General features: G+C 61.0%; 14 protein-coding genes and 1 tRNA gene. 9 read left to right on the top strand and 6 right to left on the bottom strand.

What is annotated here, in order from left to right:
* The first annotated feature begins 30 nt into the window (after window positions 1-30).
* Together E0H22_RS16295 and E0H22_RS16290 are read left to right on the top strand one after the other, a co-directional pair.
* Window positions 31-987, top strand: a complete 957-nt coding sequence (locus E0H22_RS16295) for a dihydrodipicolinate synthase family protein (RefSeq protein WP_233022055.1) — start codon at window positions 31-33, stop codon at window positions 985-987.
* A gap of 161 nt (window positions 988-1,148) precedes the next feature.
* Window positions 1,149-1,949, top strand: coding sequence for an NUDIX hydrolase (locus E0H22_RS16290; RefSeq protein WP_233022054.1), 801 nt, complete (start codon window positions 1,149-1,151; stop codon window positions 1,947-1,949).
* 447 nt (window positions 1,950-2,396) lie between these two features.
* On the opposite strand, the gene E0H22_RS16285 is transcribed toward E0H22_RS16290, so the two are convergent.
* On the bottom strand, window positions 2,397-3,956 hold the full coding sequence (locus E0H22_RS16285) for a class I adenylate-forming enzyme family protein (RefSeq protein WP_233022053.1): 1,560 nt from the start codon (window positions 3,954-3,956) through the stop codon (window positions 2,397-2,399).
* A 306-nt stretch (window positions 3,957-4,262) separates the two neighbouring features.
* Between E0H22_RS16285 and E0H22_RS16280 the strand changes: the two genes are divergently transcribed.
* Together E0H22_RS16280 and E0H22_RS16275 are read left to right on the top strand one after the other, a co-directional pair.
* A complete protein-coding gene (locus E0H22_RS16280) occupies window positions 4,263-6,368 on the top strand; it encodes a PQQ-dependent dehydrogenase, methanol/ethanol family (protein ID WP_233022052.1) in 2,106 nt (701 codons plus the stop codon).
* 115 nt (window positions 6,369-6,483) lie between these two features.
* Window positions 6,484-9,165, top strand: a complete 2,682-nt coding sequence (locus tag E0H22_RS16275) for a PAS domain S-box protein (protein ID WP_233022051.1) — start codon at window positions 6,484-6,486, stop codon at window positions 9,163-9,165.
* 58 nt (window positions 9,166-9,223) lie between these two features.
* On the opposite strand, the gene E0H22_RS16270 is transcribed toward E0H22_RS16275, so the two are convergent.
* Window positions 9,224-9,583, bottom strand: a complete 360-nt coding sequence (locus E0H22_RS16270) for a GrlR family regulatory protein (RefSeq protein ID WP_233022050.1) — start codon at window positions 9,581-9,583, stop codon at window positions 9,224-9,226.
* A gap of 388 nt (window positions 9,584-9,971) precedes the next feature.
* On the opposite strand from E0H22_RS16270, the gene E0H22_RS16265 reads away from it, so the two are divergent.
* Window positions 9,972-10,178 carry a hypothetical protein gene (locus E0H22_RS16265; protein ID WP_430715281.1) on the top strand — a complete coding sequence of 69 codons (207 nt, stop codon included), beginning with the start codon at window positions 9,972-9,974 and terminating at the stop codon, window positions 10,176-10,178.
* Window positions 10,179-10,261: 83 nt separating this feature from the next.
* Here the strand turns inward: E0H22_RS16265 and E0H22_RS16260 are convergent, their stop codons facing one another.
* The 3 genes from E0H22_RS16260 to E0H22_RS16250 all read right to left on the bottom strand — a co-directional run bounded on the left by E0H22_RS16260 (window position 10,262) and on the right by E0H22_RS16250 (window position 11,518).
* Window positions 10,262-10,477, bottom strand: a complete 216-nt coding sequence (locus E0H22_RS16260) for a hypothetical protein (protein ID WP_233022048.1) — start codon at window positions 10,475-10,477, stop codon at window positions 10,262-10,264.
* Window positions 10,478-10,630: 153 nt separating this feature from the next.
* On the bottom strand, window positions 10,631-10,942 hold the full coding sequence (locus E0H22_RS16255) for a PilZ domain-containing protein (RefSeq protein ID WP_233022047.1): 312 nt from the start codon (window positions 10,940-10,942) through the stop codon (window positions 10,631-10,633).
* A 288-nt stretch (window positions 10,943-11,230) separates the two neighbouring features.
* Window positions 11,231-11,518, bottom strand: coding sequence for a hypothetical protein (locus E0H22_RS16250; protein WP_233022046.1), 288 nt, complete (start codon window positions 11,516-11,518; stop codon window positions 11,231-11,233).
* Between the two features lie 299 nt (window positions 11,519-11,817).
* On the opposite strand from E0H22_RS16250, the gene E0H22_RS16245 reads away from it, so the two are divergent.
* Window positions 11,818-12,312, top strand: a complete 495-nt coding sequence (locus tag E0H22_RS16245; protein ID WP_233022045.1) for a DUF305 domain-containing protein — start codon at window positions 11,818-11,820, stop codon at window positions 12,310-12,312.
* Between the two features lie 230 nt (window positions 12,313-12,542).
* On the opposite strand, the gene E0H22_RS16240 is transcribed toward E0H22_RS16245, so the two are convergent.
* Window positions 12,543-12,619 (bottom strand) — tRNA-Arg (locus E0H22_RS16240).
* A 107-nt stretch (window positions 12,620-12,726) separates the two neighbouring features.
* Here E0H22_RS16240 and E0H22_RS16235 point away from each other — a divergent pair.
* The 3 genes from E0H22_RS16235 to E0H22_RS16225 all read left to right on the top strand — a co-directional run bounded on the left by E0H22_RS16235 (window position 12,727) and on the right by E0H22_RS16225 (window position 16,481).
* Window positions 12,727-14,139, top strand: coding sequence for an O-antigen ligase domain-containing protein (locus E0H22_RS16235; protein WP_233022044.1), 1,413 nt, complete (start codon window positions 12,727-12,729; stop codon window positions 14,137-14,139).
* Between the two features lie 223 nt (window positions 14,140-14,362).
* A complete protein-coding gene (gene ilvA, locus E0H22_RS16230) occupies window positions 14,363-15,880 on the top strand; it encodes a threonine ammonia-lyase, biosynthetic (protein WP_233022043.1) in 1,518 nt (505 codons plus the stop codon).
* Between the two features lie 151 nt (window positions 15,881-16,031).
* Window positions 16,032-16,481, top strand: coding sequence for a hypothetical protein (locus E0H22_RS16225; RefSeq protein WP_233022042.1), 450 nt, complete (start codon window positions 16,032-16,034; stop codon window positions 16,479-16,481).
* Window positions 16,482-16,505: the final 24 nt, after the last annotated feature.

Raw genomic sequence — 16,505 nt, 5'->3', positions numbered from 1 at the left:
AGTGGCAGAGTTTCCACACAGAGGCCCATGATGAAACTAACGTCCAAAGCTGCCGGTACCTTCGCCATCGCGCCGACCCCGTTTTTCGATGACGGGCGTATCGATGACAAATCCATCGACAGTCTGATCGATTTCTACGCCTCGATCGGCTGCGACGGCGTCACCGTGCTCGGCATTCTCGGCGAGGCGCCGAAGCTGGAGAGCGCGGAGTCGGAAAGCGTGGCGGCACGTTTCATCAAGCGCGCCGGCAGCAAGTTGCAGATCATCGTCGGTGTCTCCGCTCCGGGCTTTGCCGCCATGCGCTCGCTGGCGCTCAAATCGATGGATGCCGGCGCCGCCGCGGTCATGATCGCCCCGCCGCCGCATCTGCGCACTGACGACCAGATCACCGCCTATTTCAAGCAGGCGTCGGAAGCCATCGGCGAGGATGTGCCGTGGGTGCTGCAGGATTATCCGCTGACCCTGAACGTCGTCATGACGCCGGCCGTGATCCGCAGGATCGTCATGGATTCGAAGTCCTGCGTGATGCTTAAGCACGAGGACTGGCCGGGTCTCGAAAAGATTACCGCACTGCGTGGCTTCCAGAAGGACGGCAGCTTGCGTGAACTCTCGATCCTGACCGGCAACGGCGGCACCTTCCTCGATTTCGAGATGGAGCGCGGCGCCGACGGTGCGATGACCGGCTATGCCTTCCCGGAAATGCTGATCGACGTGGTGGACCTGTCCAAGAAGGGCGAGCGCGACAAGGCGCATGACCTGTTCGACGCGCATCTGCCGCTGGTGCGCTACGAGCAGCAGCCGGGCGTCGGCCTGTCCGTGCGCAAATATGTGCTGCAGAAGCGCGGCATCATCGCCTCCGCTGCCCAGCGCAAGCCAGGTCCGGTGCTCTCGGCGCCGGCAAAGGCGGAGGTGGATTACCTGCTGTCGCGCGTCGCCCGTTTCGACAAGCGCGCGAATTTGCAGCCGCAGTCGAGTGCGGCCGGCTAGCTTCGACTCTCATGGTGAGGAGGCGCGGAAGCGCCGTCTCGAACCATGAGATGCCAATACCCCTCATCCTTCGCGACGCGGCTTCGCCGCTCCTCAGGATGAGGGGACATCGCGAAACGGCAGAGCAACGAAGATTGCTCGCCATTGGGAGTGTCAAGTTCATGCTTCACGAGCCCGGCGCCGTCCGTCCAGCCTCGACCATTCTGCTGCTCCGCAAGGGCGCTACCGATCCCATCGATGTCTTCATGATGGTGCGGCACTATCAGATCGAATTCGCATCGGGCGCGCTGGTCTTTCCCGGCGGCAGCGTCGATGCCGGCGATCATGAGATCGCCAAGCGGCCGGAACTGCACGATGGCGGCGACCATCTCGATGCCGAGGCGCTGGCCTTTCGCATCGCTGCGATCCGCGAGACGTTTGAGGAGAGCCGTATCCTGCTGGCGCGGCCGCGCGGCTCGAAAGATCTGATTGTTGCGACAAAAGCAAGTGCGATCGCCGATCAGCACCGCGATGCGCTGAACGAAGGCAAGGTCAAATTTGCCGAGATCATCGCGGAGAACGATCTCGAACTCGCGGTTGATCTGCTCGTCCCTTATGCCCATTGGATCACGCCGGAAGGCATGAAGAAGCGCTTCGACACCTGGTTCTTCCTCGCCGAAGCGCCGCCGGAGCAGGTCGGCATGCATGACGGCAAGGAGTCAACCGACTCGATCTGGTTGTCACCGCGCGAAGCGCTGGACGGCGATACATCCGGGCGCTTCACGCTGCCGTTCCCGACCACGCGTAACTTGATCAAGCTCGGCAAGCAGGGCAGTGTCGATGCGGCAATGGATGATGCTCGTCGCAACAAGATCGTGAGTGTCATGCCGATCGTTACCCGCGACGGCGACAAGCGTCAGTTGCGTATTCCGATCGAAGCGGGATATGACGGCGATGTGTTCGAGATGACGGGTGCGCCGTAAAGGCGGCCGTAGAACTCCGACCTCATCCTGAGTGTCTGACTCATAAAGCGGTCTGGGGCGCTTTTCGACTGTTTTTGCTCGGGACAATGCCGCGTTCAATTCAGTATCTCGCGTCTCCGCCCCTCATCCTGAGGAGCCGCGTAGCGGCGTCTCGAAGGATGGCCGAAGAGCGCCGAGCCAAGCCATCTCATGGTTCGAGACGGCGCTGCGCGCCTCCTCACCTCAGCCTGAACGCAACTGCGTTCAGGCGGGAGGGACAGAGTCTGTTGCGCTCCGTCTGGGCGACCAGCAGCGCCAAACTACGGACTGCATTTCCAGTCAGGCTCTGAGGAGCCGCACCCTTGCGCGGCGTCTCGAAGGATGGTGTGACGGAAAGTGCGGCCATCCTTCGAGGCGCGCGAGTGCGCGCACCTCAGAATGAGGTAGGCGTTGGTGGCGGCTGGTTAGTCAACCAGCCTTCGCCTGCACTGCATTTTCCCAATACGGCCGCCGCAGCTCGCGCTTCAGCACCTTGCCGGCACCTGACAGCGGAAACGGCTCGCTGCGCACATCGACCGTCCGCGGACATTTATAGCCGGCAATCCGCTCGCGGCAGAAAGCGACGATCTCCGCGGCATTCACCTGCGTATCCGGCTTCGGAATGACGAAGGCGTGCACGGTCTCGCCCCAATGCGGATCGGGAATGCCGATCACAGCGCATTGCGCCACGGCCGGATGCTGGGTGATCGTGTTCTCGACTTCGATGGAATAGACATTCTCGCCGCCGGAGATGATCATGTCCTTCATCCGGTCGACGAGATAGACAAAACCTTCCTCGTCCATGTAACCGCCGTCGCCGGTATGCATCCAGCCGTCGATGACGGCCTTGGCGGTCTCTTCCGGTCGCTCCCAATAACCCATCATCACGTTCTGGCCGCGTACGGCGACTTCGCCGACAGTGCCATGCGGAACGGGTTGGCGGTCGTTATCGACAATCCGGACCTCGCAGCCGATCGCGGCGCGGCCACAGGCGCGGAGGCGGTTTTTCGATGCCGCGGCCGAGCTGTAATGCTGCTCCCACGGCAGATGCGTCGCCAGCGGCGAGAGTTCGGTCATGCCGTAAAGCTGGTGAAATTCCGCATTGGGCAGGCCCTTCATCGCGCGCTTGAGCAGAGCCTCGTTGATCGGGGAGGCGCCATACATCAGTTGCTTCAGCGAGGACAGGTCGTAATTTGCGAAGGACGGGTGATCGACCAGCATCTGGATCATGGTTGGGACGATCAGTGTCGCGGTCACTTTTTCACGGGCGATGGCCTGCATCACCAGTTCGGGATTGAAGGTGCGCACAATCACATTGGTGCCGCCATTGGCGAGCGATGTGAACATGGCACCGCCATTGGCCACATGAAACATCGGCGCGGCATTGAGGTAGGTCGATCCAATCGGGATCAGGCCTTCACTCATCATATGCAGCGAATTGCTCATGATATTGCCATGGCTGAGCATGACACCCTTGGAGCGTCCGATCGTGCCGCCGGTGTAGAAAATACCTGCCAGTTCCTCGCGGCCGCGCATCGCATCGGGTACGGGTGCGCTGGCTTCGACGAGCTTGTCGTAGTTGTGGGCGTCGACCGGGCCAGCATCGTCATCGGCATAGATCAGGGTCAGTTTGGCGTCTCTGGCCAGCTCCTGTCCCATCGTTGCGAAGGCGCTGTCGACGATGATCGCCGAAGCGCGGCAATCGAGCAGGGAATCGAGAATTTCCGCCTGGCTCCAGCGTGTATTGGTCGGCACGATCACCGCGCCGACCCAGGCGATGCCGAGATAGAGTTCGAAATAACGGTCGGAATTCTGCATCAGCACAGCGATGCGGTCATTGTGCTGGAGGCCGAGCTTGTGCAGGCCGCCCGCAAGCCGTGCCACGCGGTCGCCGACCTCACGCCATGTGCGGCGACGTTCGCCGTCGATGGTGGCGATGACGCCCGGATCGGTCGCCAGCACGCGGCGCAGGCCCTGGGTAATATTCATAGCATTCCCTCTCGCAGTGCGGATGCTGCACGCATCTCTGTGGTGTCGCCGATAATCATAAACACGGCGAAATCATGGGCAAGCGATGTGATGCTACGCTGTGCGATGCACAACCGTGATTGCTGCGATGAGAGGCGTTCTCGTCTGTTGACGATACACGCTCAGCGCGTAACATCACGCAAGGCCCGTGAGAGGCCATTGGGAGTGAAACGCATGAGAGAACCTGCGCGCCGGGATAATTCAACGCGTCCGAACGATAGCGACACCCTCATTTCAACTCAGCTGCCACTTCGAACACATCCGTCCATGCGGCGGCATGGCGTATCGCTGGCTCTGGCTTTGGGGGCTGCGCTGTTAGGCAGTGCAGCCATCGCCCAAACCAAAGGCACGCCCGAGCATATCAAAGCGGCCGTCGGCGCCATCGACAGCGCTTCGATCAAGGCGAATGCGGCGACGTCGAAGGACTGGCCGACCTATGGCCTCGATTACGCCGAGACCCGCTTCAGCAAGCTCGATCAGATCAATGCGTCCAACGTCAAGGACATTGGTTTGATGTGGACCTACAGCCTCGAATCCACTCGCGGTGTCGAGGCAACCCCGCTGGTGGTGGATGGCATCATGTATGTCTCGGCGCCATGGAGCGTCGTCCATGCCGTCGATACGCGGACGGGCAAGCGGCTGTGGACATTCGATCCGCAGGTCGATCGCGAAAAAAGTTATCGCGGCTGCTGCGATGTGGTGAACCGCGGCGTCGCGCTCTACAAGGGCAAGGTGTTCGTCGGCGCCTATGACGGCCGGTTGATCGCCATCGATGCCGCGAGCGGACAGAAGGTCTGGGAGAAGGACACGGTCATCGACCACAAGATGTCTTACACCATCACCGGCGCACCGCGCGTTTTCAACGGTAAGGTGGTGATCGGCAATGGCGGCGCGGAATATGGCGTCCGCGGCTATGTGACGGCCTATGACGCCGATAACGGCGATCAGAAGTGGCGCTGGTTCACGGTGCCCGGCGATCCCTCGAAGCCGTTCGAGGACGAGTCGATGGCCGCGGCGGCGAAGACGTGGGACCCCGCGGGCAAATACTGGATCAATGGCGGCGGCGGTTCGGCCTGGGACAGCATCACCTTCGATCCCGATCTGAACATGGTCTATATCGGCACCGGCAACGGCTCGCCATGGAATCGGAACATTCGCAGCCCTGCGGGAGGCGATAATCTCTATCTTGGCTCGATCGTCGCACTGAATGCCGACACCGGCAAATATCTCTGGCACTACCAGGAGACGCCCGGCGATAACTGGGACTACACATCGACCCAGCCGATGATCCTTGCCGACATCACCATCGACGGTCAGCCGCGCAAGGTGGTGCTGCATGCCCCGAAAAACGGGTTCTTCTTCGTCATCGATCGCACCAACGGCAGGTTCATCTCGGCGAAGAATTTCGTCGATGTGAACTGGGCGACGGGCTACGACGCCAGCGGCAGGCCGATCGAGGTGCCGGAAGCGCGTTCGCCGGACAAGTCGTTCGACAGCATCCCTGGACCGTTCGGTGCCCACAACTGGCATCCGATGTCGTTCAATCCGCAAACCGGCCTTGTCTACCTGCCGGCACAAGGCGTGCCGCTCAATCTCACCGGCGAGAAGAAGTTCGCGCAAAACGAACCGGGACCGTTCAAATATGCGGCGACGACCGGATGGAATATCGGCTTCACACTCAACGCGGAGCCGCCGAAGAACCTTCCGTTCGGGCGCCTCATCGCCTGGGATCCGGTGCAGCAGAAGGAGGCCTGGCGTGCCGAATACGTCGCGCCGTGGAACGGCGGCACGCTCACCACGGCGGGCAATCTCGTCTTCCAGGGCACGGCCGATGGCCGTTTCGTGGCCTACAATGCCAAGACCGGCGAGAAACTGTGGGAGACACCGGTCGGCACCGGCGCGGTCGCGGCGCCATCGACCTATGAGGTGGATGGCAAGCAGTACGTCTCCATCGCCGTCGGCTGGGGTGGTGTGTTCGGCATCACCCAGCGCGCGACGGACAGGGAAGGGCCGGGCACGGTCTATACCTTCGCCATCGGTGGCAAGGCGCCGTTGCCGGAGTTTACCAAGTATCAGATCGGCAACCTGCTCAAGGGCGTTGCATACGATCCCAAGGACGTACCTGACGGCACGGCCATCTATGTCAGCGCCTGCGCAGCCTGTCATGGCGTGCCTGGCGTGGACAAGGGCGGCAATGTGCCTAATCTCGGCTACTCGGCGACCGAGACCATCGGCAACCTGAAGGACATCGTCTTCAACGGCCCGTTCAAGGACAAGGGCATGCCGGATTTTACCGGCAAGCTGACGGAAGCGGACGTCACCAAGATCCAGGCGTTTATCCAGGGCACGGCGGACGCAATCCGGCCGAAGTGATGACGCGACGATAGAAACCATGTCGGGCGGTTCGCGGTATGCGGGCCGCCCGACAAGTTTCCCCATAGGTGAAGTCGGGATATATTGGTGCTGTCAGCAGACCGGTCCCCGCATCATGCCTTCCGCCATCACGGCATTTCTCGAAAAGGCCCGATCGTCTTCGCTCTCGATCGGTCAACTGACATTCAGCGGATTTCTCTGTGTATTGGCGGTGATCCTGGTGATGGGTATCGCCAATGTGGTGGCCGTTCGGCACATCGACATGACGTTTGTCGAGCTGCAGCGCTTGCAAGCCGTAGGCGATCTTGCCGAGAACATCGATCGCCGCCTGGGCAGCTTGCGGCTCGCAGCACGCGACTATGTCGCCGATCCCGACGCGCAGCCCGAGAAGGTATCAGAGGCCGCAGCAGCGCTTGGCGATCTGCTGAAGGAAAATCGCATCGAGCTGGCGCTCGAGCAGCGCGAGATGATCGACGGTGTCGATGCGCGATTGACAGCGTTCCGGGAAGGTATCGCTCGGATCGCGGCTTTGATCGCGCACCGGAGCGCGTTGCTCGCCACGCTGCCGCGTCTGCAGCAGAACGTCGAGAGCGCCGTCTCCGAAATGGCCAGCATGGCGATCGCCAAGCGTATGTTTCAGGCGCAGAACGAGGTCACCGCGGCGCTGCTGGCGCACGACGCCATGCGTGCGGAGCAGGCGGCGCGGGATATGCGGGCCATACCGATCGACCCGCCGGCCCTTCGACTAGCAGCCGATACCTATGCGGATGCGATCATTGCAGTTTCGACGACTGAGCGGCAGGTCGCCGATCTCGACCGCGAAGTGCTTGGCGCCGAAGGGCAGCAGATCGGCCGCGTCACCGGCTTGCTTCGCGAACTGACGACGCGCCGCGGGCGTCAGCTCTCCGACGTATTCGCCGCGACACTCACCGGGGCGCGCTGGCAGAGCATCACGCTTGGCTCCGCCGGTGTCTTGATCGGCTTGATGGCGGCGCTGTTCGTGGTGCGGCGGATTGTTCGTCCGCTGAAGGCCATTGCGCGCGCCATTCATGCGCTGGCCGGCGGGCAGCCGCAGACCGCGATCCCGGCCACGACATTGAACAACGAAATAGGTGATATCGCACGCGCGGCGGAAGTGTTCCGCAAGACACTGGTGGAGGCTGATGCCGCCCGCGAGGCGGCAGTGCGCGCGCTTGCCGAACAGCGTCTCGCGGAGGAAAGTTATCGCAAGCTGTTCGAGGGCTCGATCGATGGAATCTACGTGACGACGCCCGCCGGCGCGCTGCTCAATGCGAATCCGGCGCTGGCACGGATGATGGGATTCGACACGCCCGAGCATTTGATTCAAGCGACGCTCGACATCTCCAAGAACATCTATGTCGACCCCAATGCCCGCCTCGAATATCAGCACCGCATGGAGCGCGACGGCATGGTGCGCGAGTTCGAGTATCAGGTTTATCAGCGCGAACAGACGGTGCTGTGGTTGTCGGACAGCGCCACCGCGGTCCGCGATGAGAATGGCGTAGTCGTGCGCTATGAGGGTGCAGTCCGTGACATCACCAATCAGAAGCGCGCCGAAGCGGCCGTGCGCGAAGGGCGGCGCCTCCTGCAGCAGGTGATCGATACGGTGCCTGCGGTGATCAATGTCAAGGATACCGATCTGCGCTATGTCCTGATGAATCGCTATATGGCCGGTATTTTCGGCATCGAGCCCGGCGAGGCGATCGGCCAGACGACCGGCGAATTGATGACGCGCTACGGCGCCTCGAAAACCGATAGCCCCGACAAGCGTGTGCTCGCCACCAAGGAAGGTCTCGGCTTTTACGAAGAGGAGTATCGCGACGCATCCGGCGTGATGCGACAATGGTTGGTCAACAAGATGCCCTTGCTGCGTGCAGACGGCGAGGTCGAGAACATTGTCACGGTCGCGCTGGATATCGGCGAGCGCAAGCGCAGCGAGCACGAGATGCGCAAGGCGCGGGATGCAGCCGAAGGTGCGTTGCGCAATCTGCGGGAAACGCAGAACTCTCTGATAGAGGCCGAGAAGCTGGCGGCGCTCGGACGCCTCGTGGCCGGCGTGGCGCATGAGGTCAATAATCCCGTCGGGATTGGCCTGACGGTTGCATCCTCCTTGGAGCGGCGTGTGGCGAAGTTCGCCGAGGAAATGGCGCGCGGCGACCTGAGGCGCTCGTCGCTCATCGAATTCGTCGATGCCAATCGTGATGCTGCGTCACAGCTGGTCGCCAATCTCAATCGCGCAGCCGAACTTATTCAGTCATTCAAGCAGGTGGCCGCGGATCGCAACTATTCAGACCAGCGCGTGTTCGATCTCGCCGATCTCACCGAGCAGGTGGTGATGAGCTTGAAGCCGGGGCTGCGCAAGCAGAAGCTGACGCTTGCGGTCGACTGCAGACCGAACCTGACGATGAACAGCTATCCCGGTCCATATGGGCAGGTGTTGACCAACCTGTTGCTGAATTCGGTGGCTCACGCCTTCCCTGACGGAACGGGCGGTGCCGTCGAGATCAAGGTGCGGGAATCCGGCGTCGGTTACGTCGAAATCCTGTTCTCGGACAATGGTGTTGGCATGACGCCGGATGTGCGGCGTCGCGCTTTCGATCCATTCTTCACCACGCGGCGCGATCAGGGCGGCACCGGGCTTGGCCTGCACATCGTCTACAGCATCGTGACCAATCGACTTGGCGGGCGCCTGCATTTGCATTCCGAGCCGGGGCAGGGCACGCGCATCCAGATCATCCTGCCGCGGACTGCTCCACCGGAGATGGCTGCGGAATGACTATATCGCTGGGCATGATCCAATCCAGAAAGCGATGATCGCTTTTCGAAAACAGGCGTTACTTTTCGGATTCTGCCAGCTTCCGTAGTGTCGCGTGAAAAATCTGGCTGTTCTTGCCGACCAGTGCGGTGCCGTTCATGGTCGCTGAACTATCTGTGAAAGTGCCGGTGAGGCCGATGCCGACCGGCTGGCTCTGATTCCCGAACAGCGGGCTCATATCGGGGCTTGGCGTGTGTTGCATCACCGAGACTTCGCCCTTGAAGGTGCCGGCCTCGTGATTGACGGTGTAGCTGCCCACATAGAACAGATAGGCGTCGCCGCCGAGCAATTCGCCGTCGCGAAAGGTGACGACACCGCTGCCCTTACCGGAGCGTCCATCCAGCAATACGACATGGATAGAGTACAGCCCGTTTTTCATCGCTTCCCAGTGTCGCCAACCCGTCCTTGGTTGCGTGATTGTACTATGGCAACCCAGTGCTCTGGCGTCAAACGCATTGGAACCCCGACGAGGGGTTCACAATCGGAGGAAGCGGTCTATATTAGTTGCGTCGTCAACAACGAAAGGAGGTGGTCCAGTGTCTCATTCCAAGCGCTGTCACCTCGCTGAGGCCGCCCGCTAAGTTCACTTTGTGACCGGGTCGGGCGCCTCGGCGCTCGGATCAGCGAGACCAGGGAAAGGGCGCTGCGCTTGTCGTGACGCCCTTTCTTTTTGCGCTTGATTGGTGCCGGTTCCGTGCCAATCTGAAGGTTGTCGTTGCCCGTGGAGGGGCGCCGTGCCGAAAACGCCACGCGATCTGGCGGAGGGAATGGCCGAACGCCGGCGCCGGCGATTGCGGGACGATGGTTATCTGCGTGAGACTTTCACCCAGAAGCGCGACGATGCCCGCAGGACCGCGCGAGCCTTCCTCGACCGGTTTCCAAAACAAGCCTATATGAGCGAAGTTGAACACTGGCGGGAATTGCCGAACGGTGACATCGAATTCACCATGCGGCGGCTGCGTACGGCCGACTGATCCGGCAGGCTGCAATCATCTGTGCGATGCAAGCCAGCCGCGGCGGAAGGCTCAGGTTTCGTTTCATAGCTATGACGCCGATTTCAGCGTTCGCTGAGCTGCAATTCGAGAAGCGCCATCGTCTGCAGTTTCTTGGGATCGCGCTCGCCGTCGCGGGTCGTGCGCAGAATACTCTCCGCGATCGACTGCACATGGGTCGAACTGACGGGGTGCGGCAAAGTTGCGACCGCCCCATCTAACGCCTTCTTCATGACCGAAATGGTCTCTGGCGGAAAGGCAGCGTTGGAAAAATCTTTCATGGTGAGCTCCCGAAAATCGTGGCGGTTAAACGCACCTGATATGCGGGAGACAAGATTTGAGACGTGCGGCGGTTCCCTGCCGGATGGTCACATGATTTTCATAGCGGACGGCTGCACGCGATGGTGATCGCGCCGGGCCGCATATTTGCCGGTCTAGACTTCAGCTTCGGCTTTTCGGTCCGGCTTCTTCTTCGCCGCCTGACGCAGGAAAGTGGCGCCAATCTCCTCGCCATTGACCCAGGCAAGCTCGCAGCGGCGGAAAGCAAGGCCAGTTGAGGAGAGCAGCAGGAAGAATTCCTTGAGATTGATCCCCTCGATGGAGCTTTCGACGACAAGGCGAGCGCCGGTTTCCGAGACGTCCATCATGAGGCAATTGCGCCGCCATGTTCCGTCGATGGCCATCAGCCAGACCGAAAAACCGCGCTCGAACGTCACTCGGCCCGCATTTCGCTTATCAGGGATCATCCATCCATCCTCAACGCGGAGAACCTATTAAATCGAGGATGCAAACGGCCGGTAAATAAATAAGCAACCTGAATGCTCGGAAGCCGCGGCAGCTATTCGCAGGGGGCCGGATTGTCTGCAAAGGTGCAATTTGGAAGCTCGGTCATTGCGCGTTTTGGTCTCAGGCAAAAACGCCTAGAAACCAAACCGCGACAGCCAGTGGCGGCACGGCCGCCACAGCAATGAGGATCGGCGGCGCAGGCTCATTGCCTTCATCATTAGGCTTTCTGAATTTCATCACTTGGCCACCTAGAACGAGTTCGTGGCCGAGCTATTCACGCCAGGTGTTTCTTCCCTGGAGAAACCGCTTTCACCACCATTTTGCCCATCGGCTTTCTCCGGTGTGACGCTTGTAGATGGCTTGGCGGCTTTGTTCCGACTGGCATTCGCAGAAGCATTTCCGGAAACCGATTGTTCCGAAGCTGGACCGGTGACCGATTGGCCGGGTGGGAAAGGAGCTGGCGATTGTCGAGACTCCTCGGCTAGCGCGGATCCCGCAGAAAAAATGCCAATGAGAATGATGATCTTTTCGAGCATGGCGAAATCCTCTCGCCCTCCAATCATCTGCGCGGTGACACGTTCCCGATGTGGCGACGATGCGCCGTTGCGTTTCGAACGCATAGAATGCGTCACCGGAGTACGCGGGGCTGACTGATGGTCTGGTCGTGCTCGCTCGTGGTCACAATGTGATCATCAAATCGTCTAACGCGCTCTCGAACGGTTCTCGCTGACGCTCGTTGGCGGGCCGGGGCAGACGAAATAGAGAAGCAATATGGCCGCGCCGTAGAGGCTTTTATACAGCGGCGCGCCCCCGCAGTGCGGAAGGAGCTTGCGTCATGAGTTACAGCCGTTTCTTCGCGAGGGTCATGGCGTCAACCGTCGTGATGTTCGGGCTCATGTATCTCAACACGTGGGCGATGGATCACATATTTTTCAGCCAAACCCGGATGTGGATGGCGCTTCTGATGGGCGCCGTGATGGCGTTCGTCATGCTGCTCTTTATGCGAGGCATGTACAAAAACCGTCATGCGAATGTCGCCATCCTCGCGGGCAGCATCGTCGTCTTCGGCGTGTCGCTCTTGCTTGTTCGCAGCCAGCAGACCGTCGGCGACGTCGCCTATATGAAAGCGATGATACCTCATCACTCCATCGCGATAATGACCAGCGACAGAGCGCACATCAAGGACCCGCGTGTCCGCAAGCTGGCGGATGGCATCCTCGAGGCTCAGGTGCGTGAGATCGGCGAGATGAAAAGTCTGATCGCCGACCTTGAACGCACCCCGGTTAAATCCGGTACCGCAAATCTTCCGCCGAAACAGGTCGGGCAGTAGGCGACGGAAGTAACGCCATAGCTGCGGCGATGGGGAAAGCGGATCATACGCGCACCTCCCGGAGAGAACGGGGAGGGCGGCAGACCTTGGGAATCTCCACGGGACTTTGGTCCCGAAGTGTTCCGGACGATCCTGTTTCGTCCCGATAGATTCTTTGACGCGGACGCGCGGACAGTGCGCGAGCGACGATCTAACTACTTTGAAATGTTGCGAGAATTTGCGCGTGGCGATGGCGCACTCGGAGCGATTCGAACGCCCGACCCTCGGAATCGAAATCCGATGCTCTATCCAGCTGAGCTACGAGTGCACGCGCGGGCACCATAGTCATCGTGATGACAAAAGCTAGCCCTTTCGTGCGCTCTCCCGTGGCAAGGCTGCCTTCAGCGCTTCCGGGGATCGTTATAGTCTGTCAGCATGAATCAGGGCCGACTCACATCGCGTCTCCTAGGCTTGCTGTTTGCCGGATGGCTGCCGGCCGTTCTGCTGCTCGTCGTGACGATTGCGGTCGGGCCGGCACTGGGATCGTTGTCGCGGCCGCTGTTTGTGATCGGATGCGCGATCGCGGGCTGGTATGCCTGGCGACAGAGCGCGGCGGCACATGTTCAGGCGGCCATCGTGCTGTTCGCCTTCGCCCCGTTTGTGCGGCGTTTCATCGATGTCACGATTGGCTTCGACCAAGCCAGCATCATGCTGATCGGACCGCTGATATTCATCCTGATGCCGTTGCCGAGCATTTGGGCCTGGCTGTCGCTGACCGTGCGACCGCGAAATCCGTGGCTGGTCCCTCCGGTGATCGTCTTGTTCTGTGTCGCCTATGCCGCGGCGGTATCGATGCTGCAGAATGATTGGGCGAATGCGGCCAACGGGGTGCTGAAATGGAGCGCGCCGATCCTCTATGCCGTCGCCTTGCAACTGCGCGCCAGGTCGGACGGCGAGCTCGTTAATGCGATGGCCGGCGCATTCTTCGTGGTGCTGCCGATCACAGGGCTTTACGGCATCTGGCAATATGTTGATCCGCCCGCCTGGGACCGGTTCTGGATGAACTATGCCAGCATCACGTCGGCCGGTTATCCGCTGCCGTATATGGTGCGCGTGTTCAGCACCATGAACGGTCCGGCCACCTACGGCACGTTTACTGCGACCGGTCTGCTCCTGGTCGGTTTCCTGCGGCCGAGCTGGCAGTCGCTGCTGGCCATGGGGCCGGCCGCGCTTGGTCTTCTGCTTTCACTCTACCGGGCCAGCTGGCTCGGGTTGGCGCTCGGCCTGCTGTTCTGCATGGTGTTCGCGGCAACGCGGGTGCGCGCGGTGGCGACCGGCGTCAGCATCGCGATCGCAGCCGCCTGCGCCGTCCTGTTCACGCCGTTCGGCGACGTCATCACCTCACGGCTGCAATCGCTCGGCAGTGGTGTTGAAGACGGCAGCGGTGCCGAACGCCTTGAAGAGTTTGTCACGCTGTGGAATGCGCCCGACAGTTTCGTGTGGGGATCGGGCTTTACCTTCACCGACGTCGGTGTGGCCGGTGCCATGCCGATCGATGGCCAGATTATCGCCAGTTGGGTGGTATTCGGTATCCCGGTCGGAATGATCTGTCTTGCCGCCTATCTCTGGCTGACGTTGTGGAGCATCTCGGCGGCGTGGCGGATGCCGACGCGGGAAGGTGTCGTGCTCGGTTCGCTCGCGCTCGGCGCGCTTGTCGTCCATATGCCGCTCACCAGCATCGCCTCAGGCGAAATCGGGGTATTGTTCTGGATGGTTTTTGCCATGGCCTGCCCATGGGACCAAACCAAGTCCATGCCGGAGCCCGCGAGATCGCTGCAACGGGCTTGATCGCCTGTTTCGTCATGGGCGATCGCCATCGGCGATGCAGCTGTTGCAGCCGTGACGCGAGGGCCCAAAGTGGCGGCAGGCGAGCATCGTAAATGTTTGCCAATTGTGCCAGTCATAGCTGTCTATTACAGAACGGGCTTGATTTTCCTCGCATTTCGGTGCCCATCTCGCCCCTCAGCTTCGCTGCGCAGGTGGCGCGGCGCCCATGGTTCAGGACTTCGCCGTGACCGACTACGTTCGCAAGATACTCGACAGCCGCGTCTATGACGTCGCGGTGCAGACGCCGCTGGACAAGATGGTGCGCCTCAGCGCCCGTATTGGCAGCCCGGTGCTACTGAAGCGCGAGGATCTGCAGCCGGTGTTCTCGTTCAAAATCCGCGGCGCCTATAACCGCATCGCGCAACTGACACCCGAGCAACGTTCGTGTGGCGTGATTTGCGCATCAGCCGGCAATCACGCGCAAGGGGTGGCGCTGTCGGCGCAGAAGCTCGGCATCAAGGCGACCATCGTGATGCCGGTAACGACGCCACCGATCAAGGTCGATGCCGTGCGCTATTGGGGCGGCAATGCCGTCCTGATCGGCGATACGTTCGATGAAGCAGCCGCGCATGCGCGAAAGCTCGAGGCCGAGCACAAGCTGACCTTCGTGCATCCCTATGACGATCCCGATGTCATCGCCGGGCAGGGCACGATCGGCATGGAAATCCTGCAACAGCATCCCGACCCGATCGAAGCGGTGTTCGTACCGATCGGAGGTGGGGGCCTAGCCGCGGGCATCGCGTCGTTCATCAAGTTCCTGCGGCCGGGGACCAAGGTGATCGGTGTCGAGCCTGCGGATGCAGCTTCGATGAAAGCTGCGATCGAGGCCGGCGAACGTGTGGTGCTCGATCGCGTCGGGCTGTTCGCGGATGGCGTCGCTGTGCGCCAGGTCGGCGTCGAGACGTTCCGCCTGTGCCGCGAATTGCTCGATGACGTCATCACGGCCGACACCGACGAGATGTGTGCGGCGATCAAGGATGTATTCGAGGATACCCGCGTGATCGCCGAACCCGCGGGCGCACTGGCGCTCGCCGGGCTCAAGGCCTATGCCACGGCGAACCCCACGCGCACCGGCGCGTTGGTGGCTATCTGCAGCGGGGCCAACATGAACTTCGATCGCCTGCGCCATGTGGCCGAGCGCGCCGAGGTCGGCGAAGCCCGCGAGATCCTGCTCGGCGTGACCATCCCGGAACAGCCGGGCAGTTATCGCCGCTTCATCCAGACCATCGGCAGTCAGGTCATCACCGAGTTCAACTATCGCTACGCCGGAGCCAAGGAGGCCAATGTTTTCGTCGGCATCAAGCTCAATGATGCCCGGCAGGAAAAGGCGAAACTGATCGAGCAATTGCGCGCGCTCGATTACAAGGTGCTCGATATCAGCGCGGACGAAACGGCCAAGCTGCATATCCGCTATATGGTTGGCGGGCGCGCGCCGCCGGAATTGAAGGGCGAGGTCATCCTCCGCTTCGAATTCCCGGAACGGCCAGGAGCCTTGCTGAAATTCCTCGATCAGATGGAGCCGGACTGGAATATCACGCTGTTCCATTATCGTAATCACGGCGCCGATTACGGCCGTATCCTGGTCGGCCTGCAGGTGCCCCAGGCCGATCGCGGCCGCATGGGCGAGCGGCTGGACGCGCTGGGCTATCCCTATGAGGACGAGACGGACAACCCAGTTTACCGGATGTTTTTGAACGGTTAGGCGAAAAGGCAGGACACGTTCCTGCCTTTTTTTCGCTCGAAGCCGATGCTTAACGGATTGCTAGCACTGTCCGGCCAGAATCGGGCGGCTAGGCCGATGCCCGAACGGGCGGGGGCTTTGGGGGATTTTTTCTTAGCGGTTTCATGGCCCGATGCGCCTTTCGTTGCTGTTTCTGCTGACGTCGCTGGTGGTGGTTTTCGTTGCGCCCGCGCATGCCGATTTGCGCATTACCCGCGATCACGGCGGCTATGTGGAAGAATACAAGGCGAAGTATGAACGTATCCGCGACCGCAAGGAGCGCGTGATCATCGACGGCATCTGCAACTCTGCCTGCACGCTCGTGCTCGGCATCGTGCCGCTGAACAAGGTCTGCGTGACGCCCCGCGCCAGCCTCGGTTTCCATCAGGCCTATTACGACAAGGCCTTCACCTTCGGCATGAAGGTCATCAGCTATGAGGGCACCTCGGACCTGATGTCCTATTATCCGGCGACGGTGAAGGACTGGCTCGCCCGTAATGGCGGCCTGACGCCGGAGATGAAGAAGGTCAAAAACGGCATGGAGCTGTGGAAGATCATCGATCCCTGTCCGGAAGAGTTTTGAACCCACGATCGTAGAATGGGTTGA

Origin of the sequence: Rhodopseudomonas boonkerdii (assembly GCF_021184025.1) — a bacterium.
Classification (GTDB): domain Bacteria; phylum Pseudomonadota; class Alphaproteobacteria; order Rhizobiales; family Xanthobacteraceae; genus Tardiphaga; species Tardiphaga boonkerdii.
Note: the sequence above shows the minus strand (reverse complement) of the source record. Positions and strands in the feature narration are given on the sequence as shown.

What these genes read in the sequence shown, in the direction of transcription:
- E0H22_RS16295 (WP_233022055.1), top strand. Translation starts at nt 31, where the DNA reads ATGAAACTAACGTCCAAAGCTGCCGGTACCTTCGCCATCGCGCCGACC.
- E0H22_RS16290 (WP_233022054.1), top strand. Translation starts at nt 1,149, where the DNA reads ATGCTTCACGAGCCCGGCGCCGTCCGTCCAGCCTCGACCATTCTGCTG.
- E0H22_RS16285 (WP_233022053.1), bottom strand. Translation starts at nt 3,956, where the DNA reads ATGAATATTACCCAGGGCCTGCGCCGCGTGCTGGCGACCGATCCGGGC.
- E0H22_RS16280 (WP_233022052.1), top strand. Translation starts at nt 4,263, where the DNA reads ATGCGGCGGCATGGCGTATCGCTGGCTCTGGCTTTGGGGGCTGCGCTG.
- E0H22_RS16275 (WP_233022051.1), top strand. Translation starts at nt 6,484, where the DNA reads ATGCCTTCCGCCATCACGGCATTTCTCGAAAAGGCCCGATCGTCTTCG.
- E0H22_RS16270 (WP_233022050.1), bottom strand. Translation starts at nt 9,583, where the DNA reads ATGAAAAACGGGCTGTACTCTATCCATGTCGTATTGCTGGATGGACGC.
- E0H22_RS16265 (WP_430715281.1), top strand. Translation starts at nt 9,972, where the DNA reads ATGGCCGAACGCCGGCGCCGGCGATTGCGGGACGATGGTTATCTGCGT.
- E0H22_RS16260 (WP_233022048.1), bottom strand. Translation starts at nt 10,477, where the DNA reads ATGAAAGATTTTTCCAACGCTGCCTTTCCGCCAGAGACCATTTCGGTC.
- E0H22_RS16255 (WP_233022047.1), bottom strand. Translation starts at nt 10,942, where the DNA reads ATGATCCCTGATAAGCGAAATGCGGGCCGAGTGACGTTCGAGCGCGGT.
- E0H22_RS16250 (WP_233022046.1), bottom strand. Translation starts at nt 11,518, where the DNA reads ATGCTCGAAAAGATCATCATTCTCATTGGCATTTTTTCTGCGGGATCC.
- E0H22_RS16245 (WP_233022045.1), top strand. Translation starts at nt 11,818, where the DNA reads ATGAGTTACAGCCGTTTCTTCGCGAGGGTCATGGCGTCAACCGTCGTG.
- E0H22_RS16235 (WP_233022044.1), top strand. Translation starts at nt 12,727, where the DNA reads ATGAATCAGGGCCGACTCACATCGCGTCTCCTAGGCTTGCTGTTTGCC.
- E0H22_RS16225 (WP_233022042.1), top strand. Translation starts at nt 16,032, where the DNA reads ATGCGCCTTTCGTTGCTGTTTCTGCTGACGTCGCTGGTGGTGGTTTTC.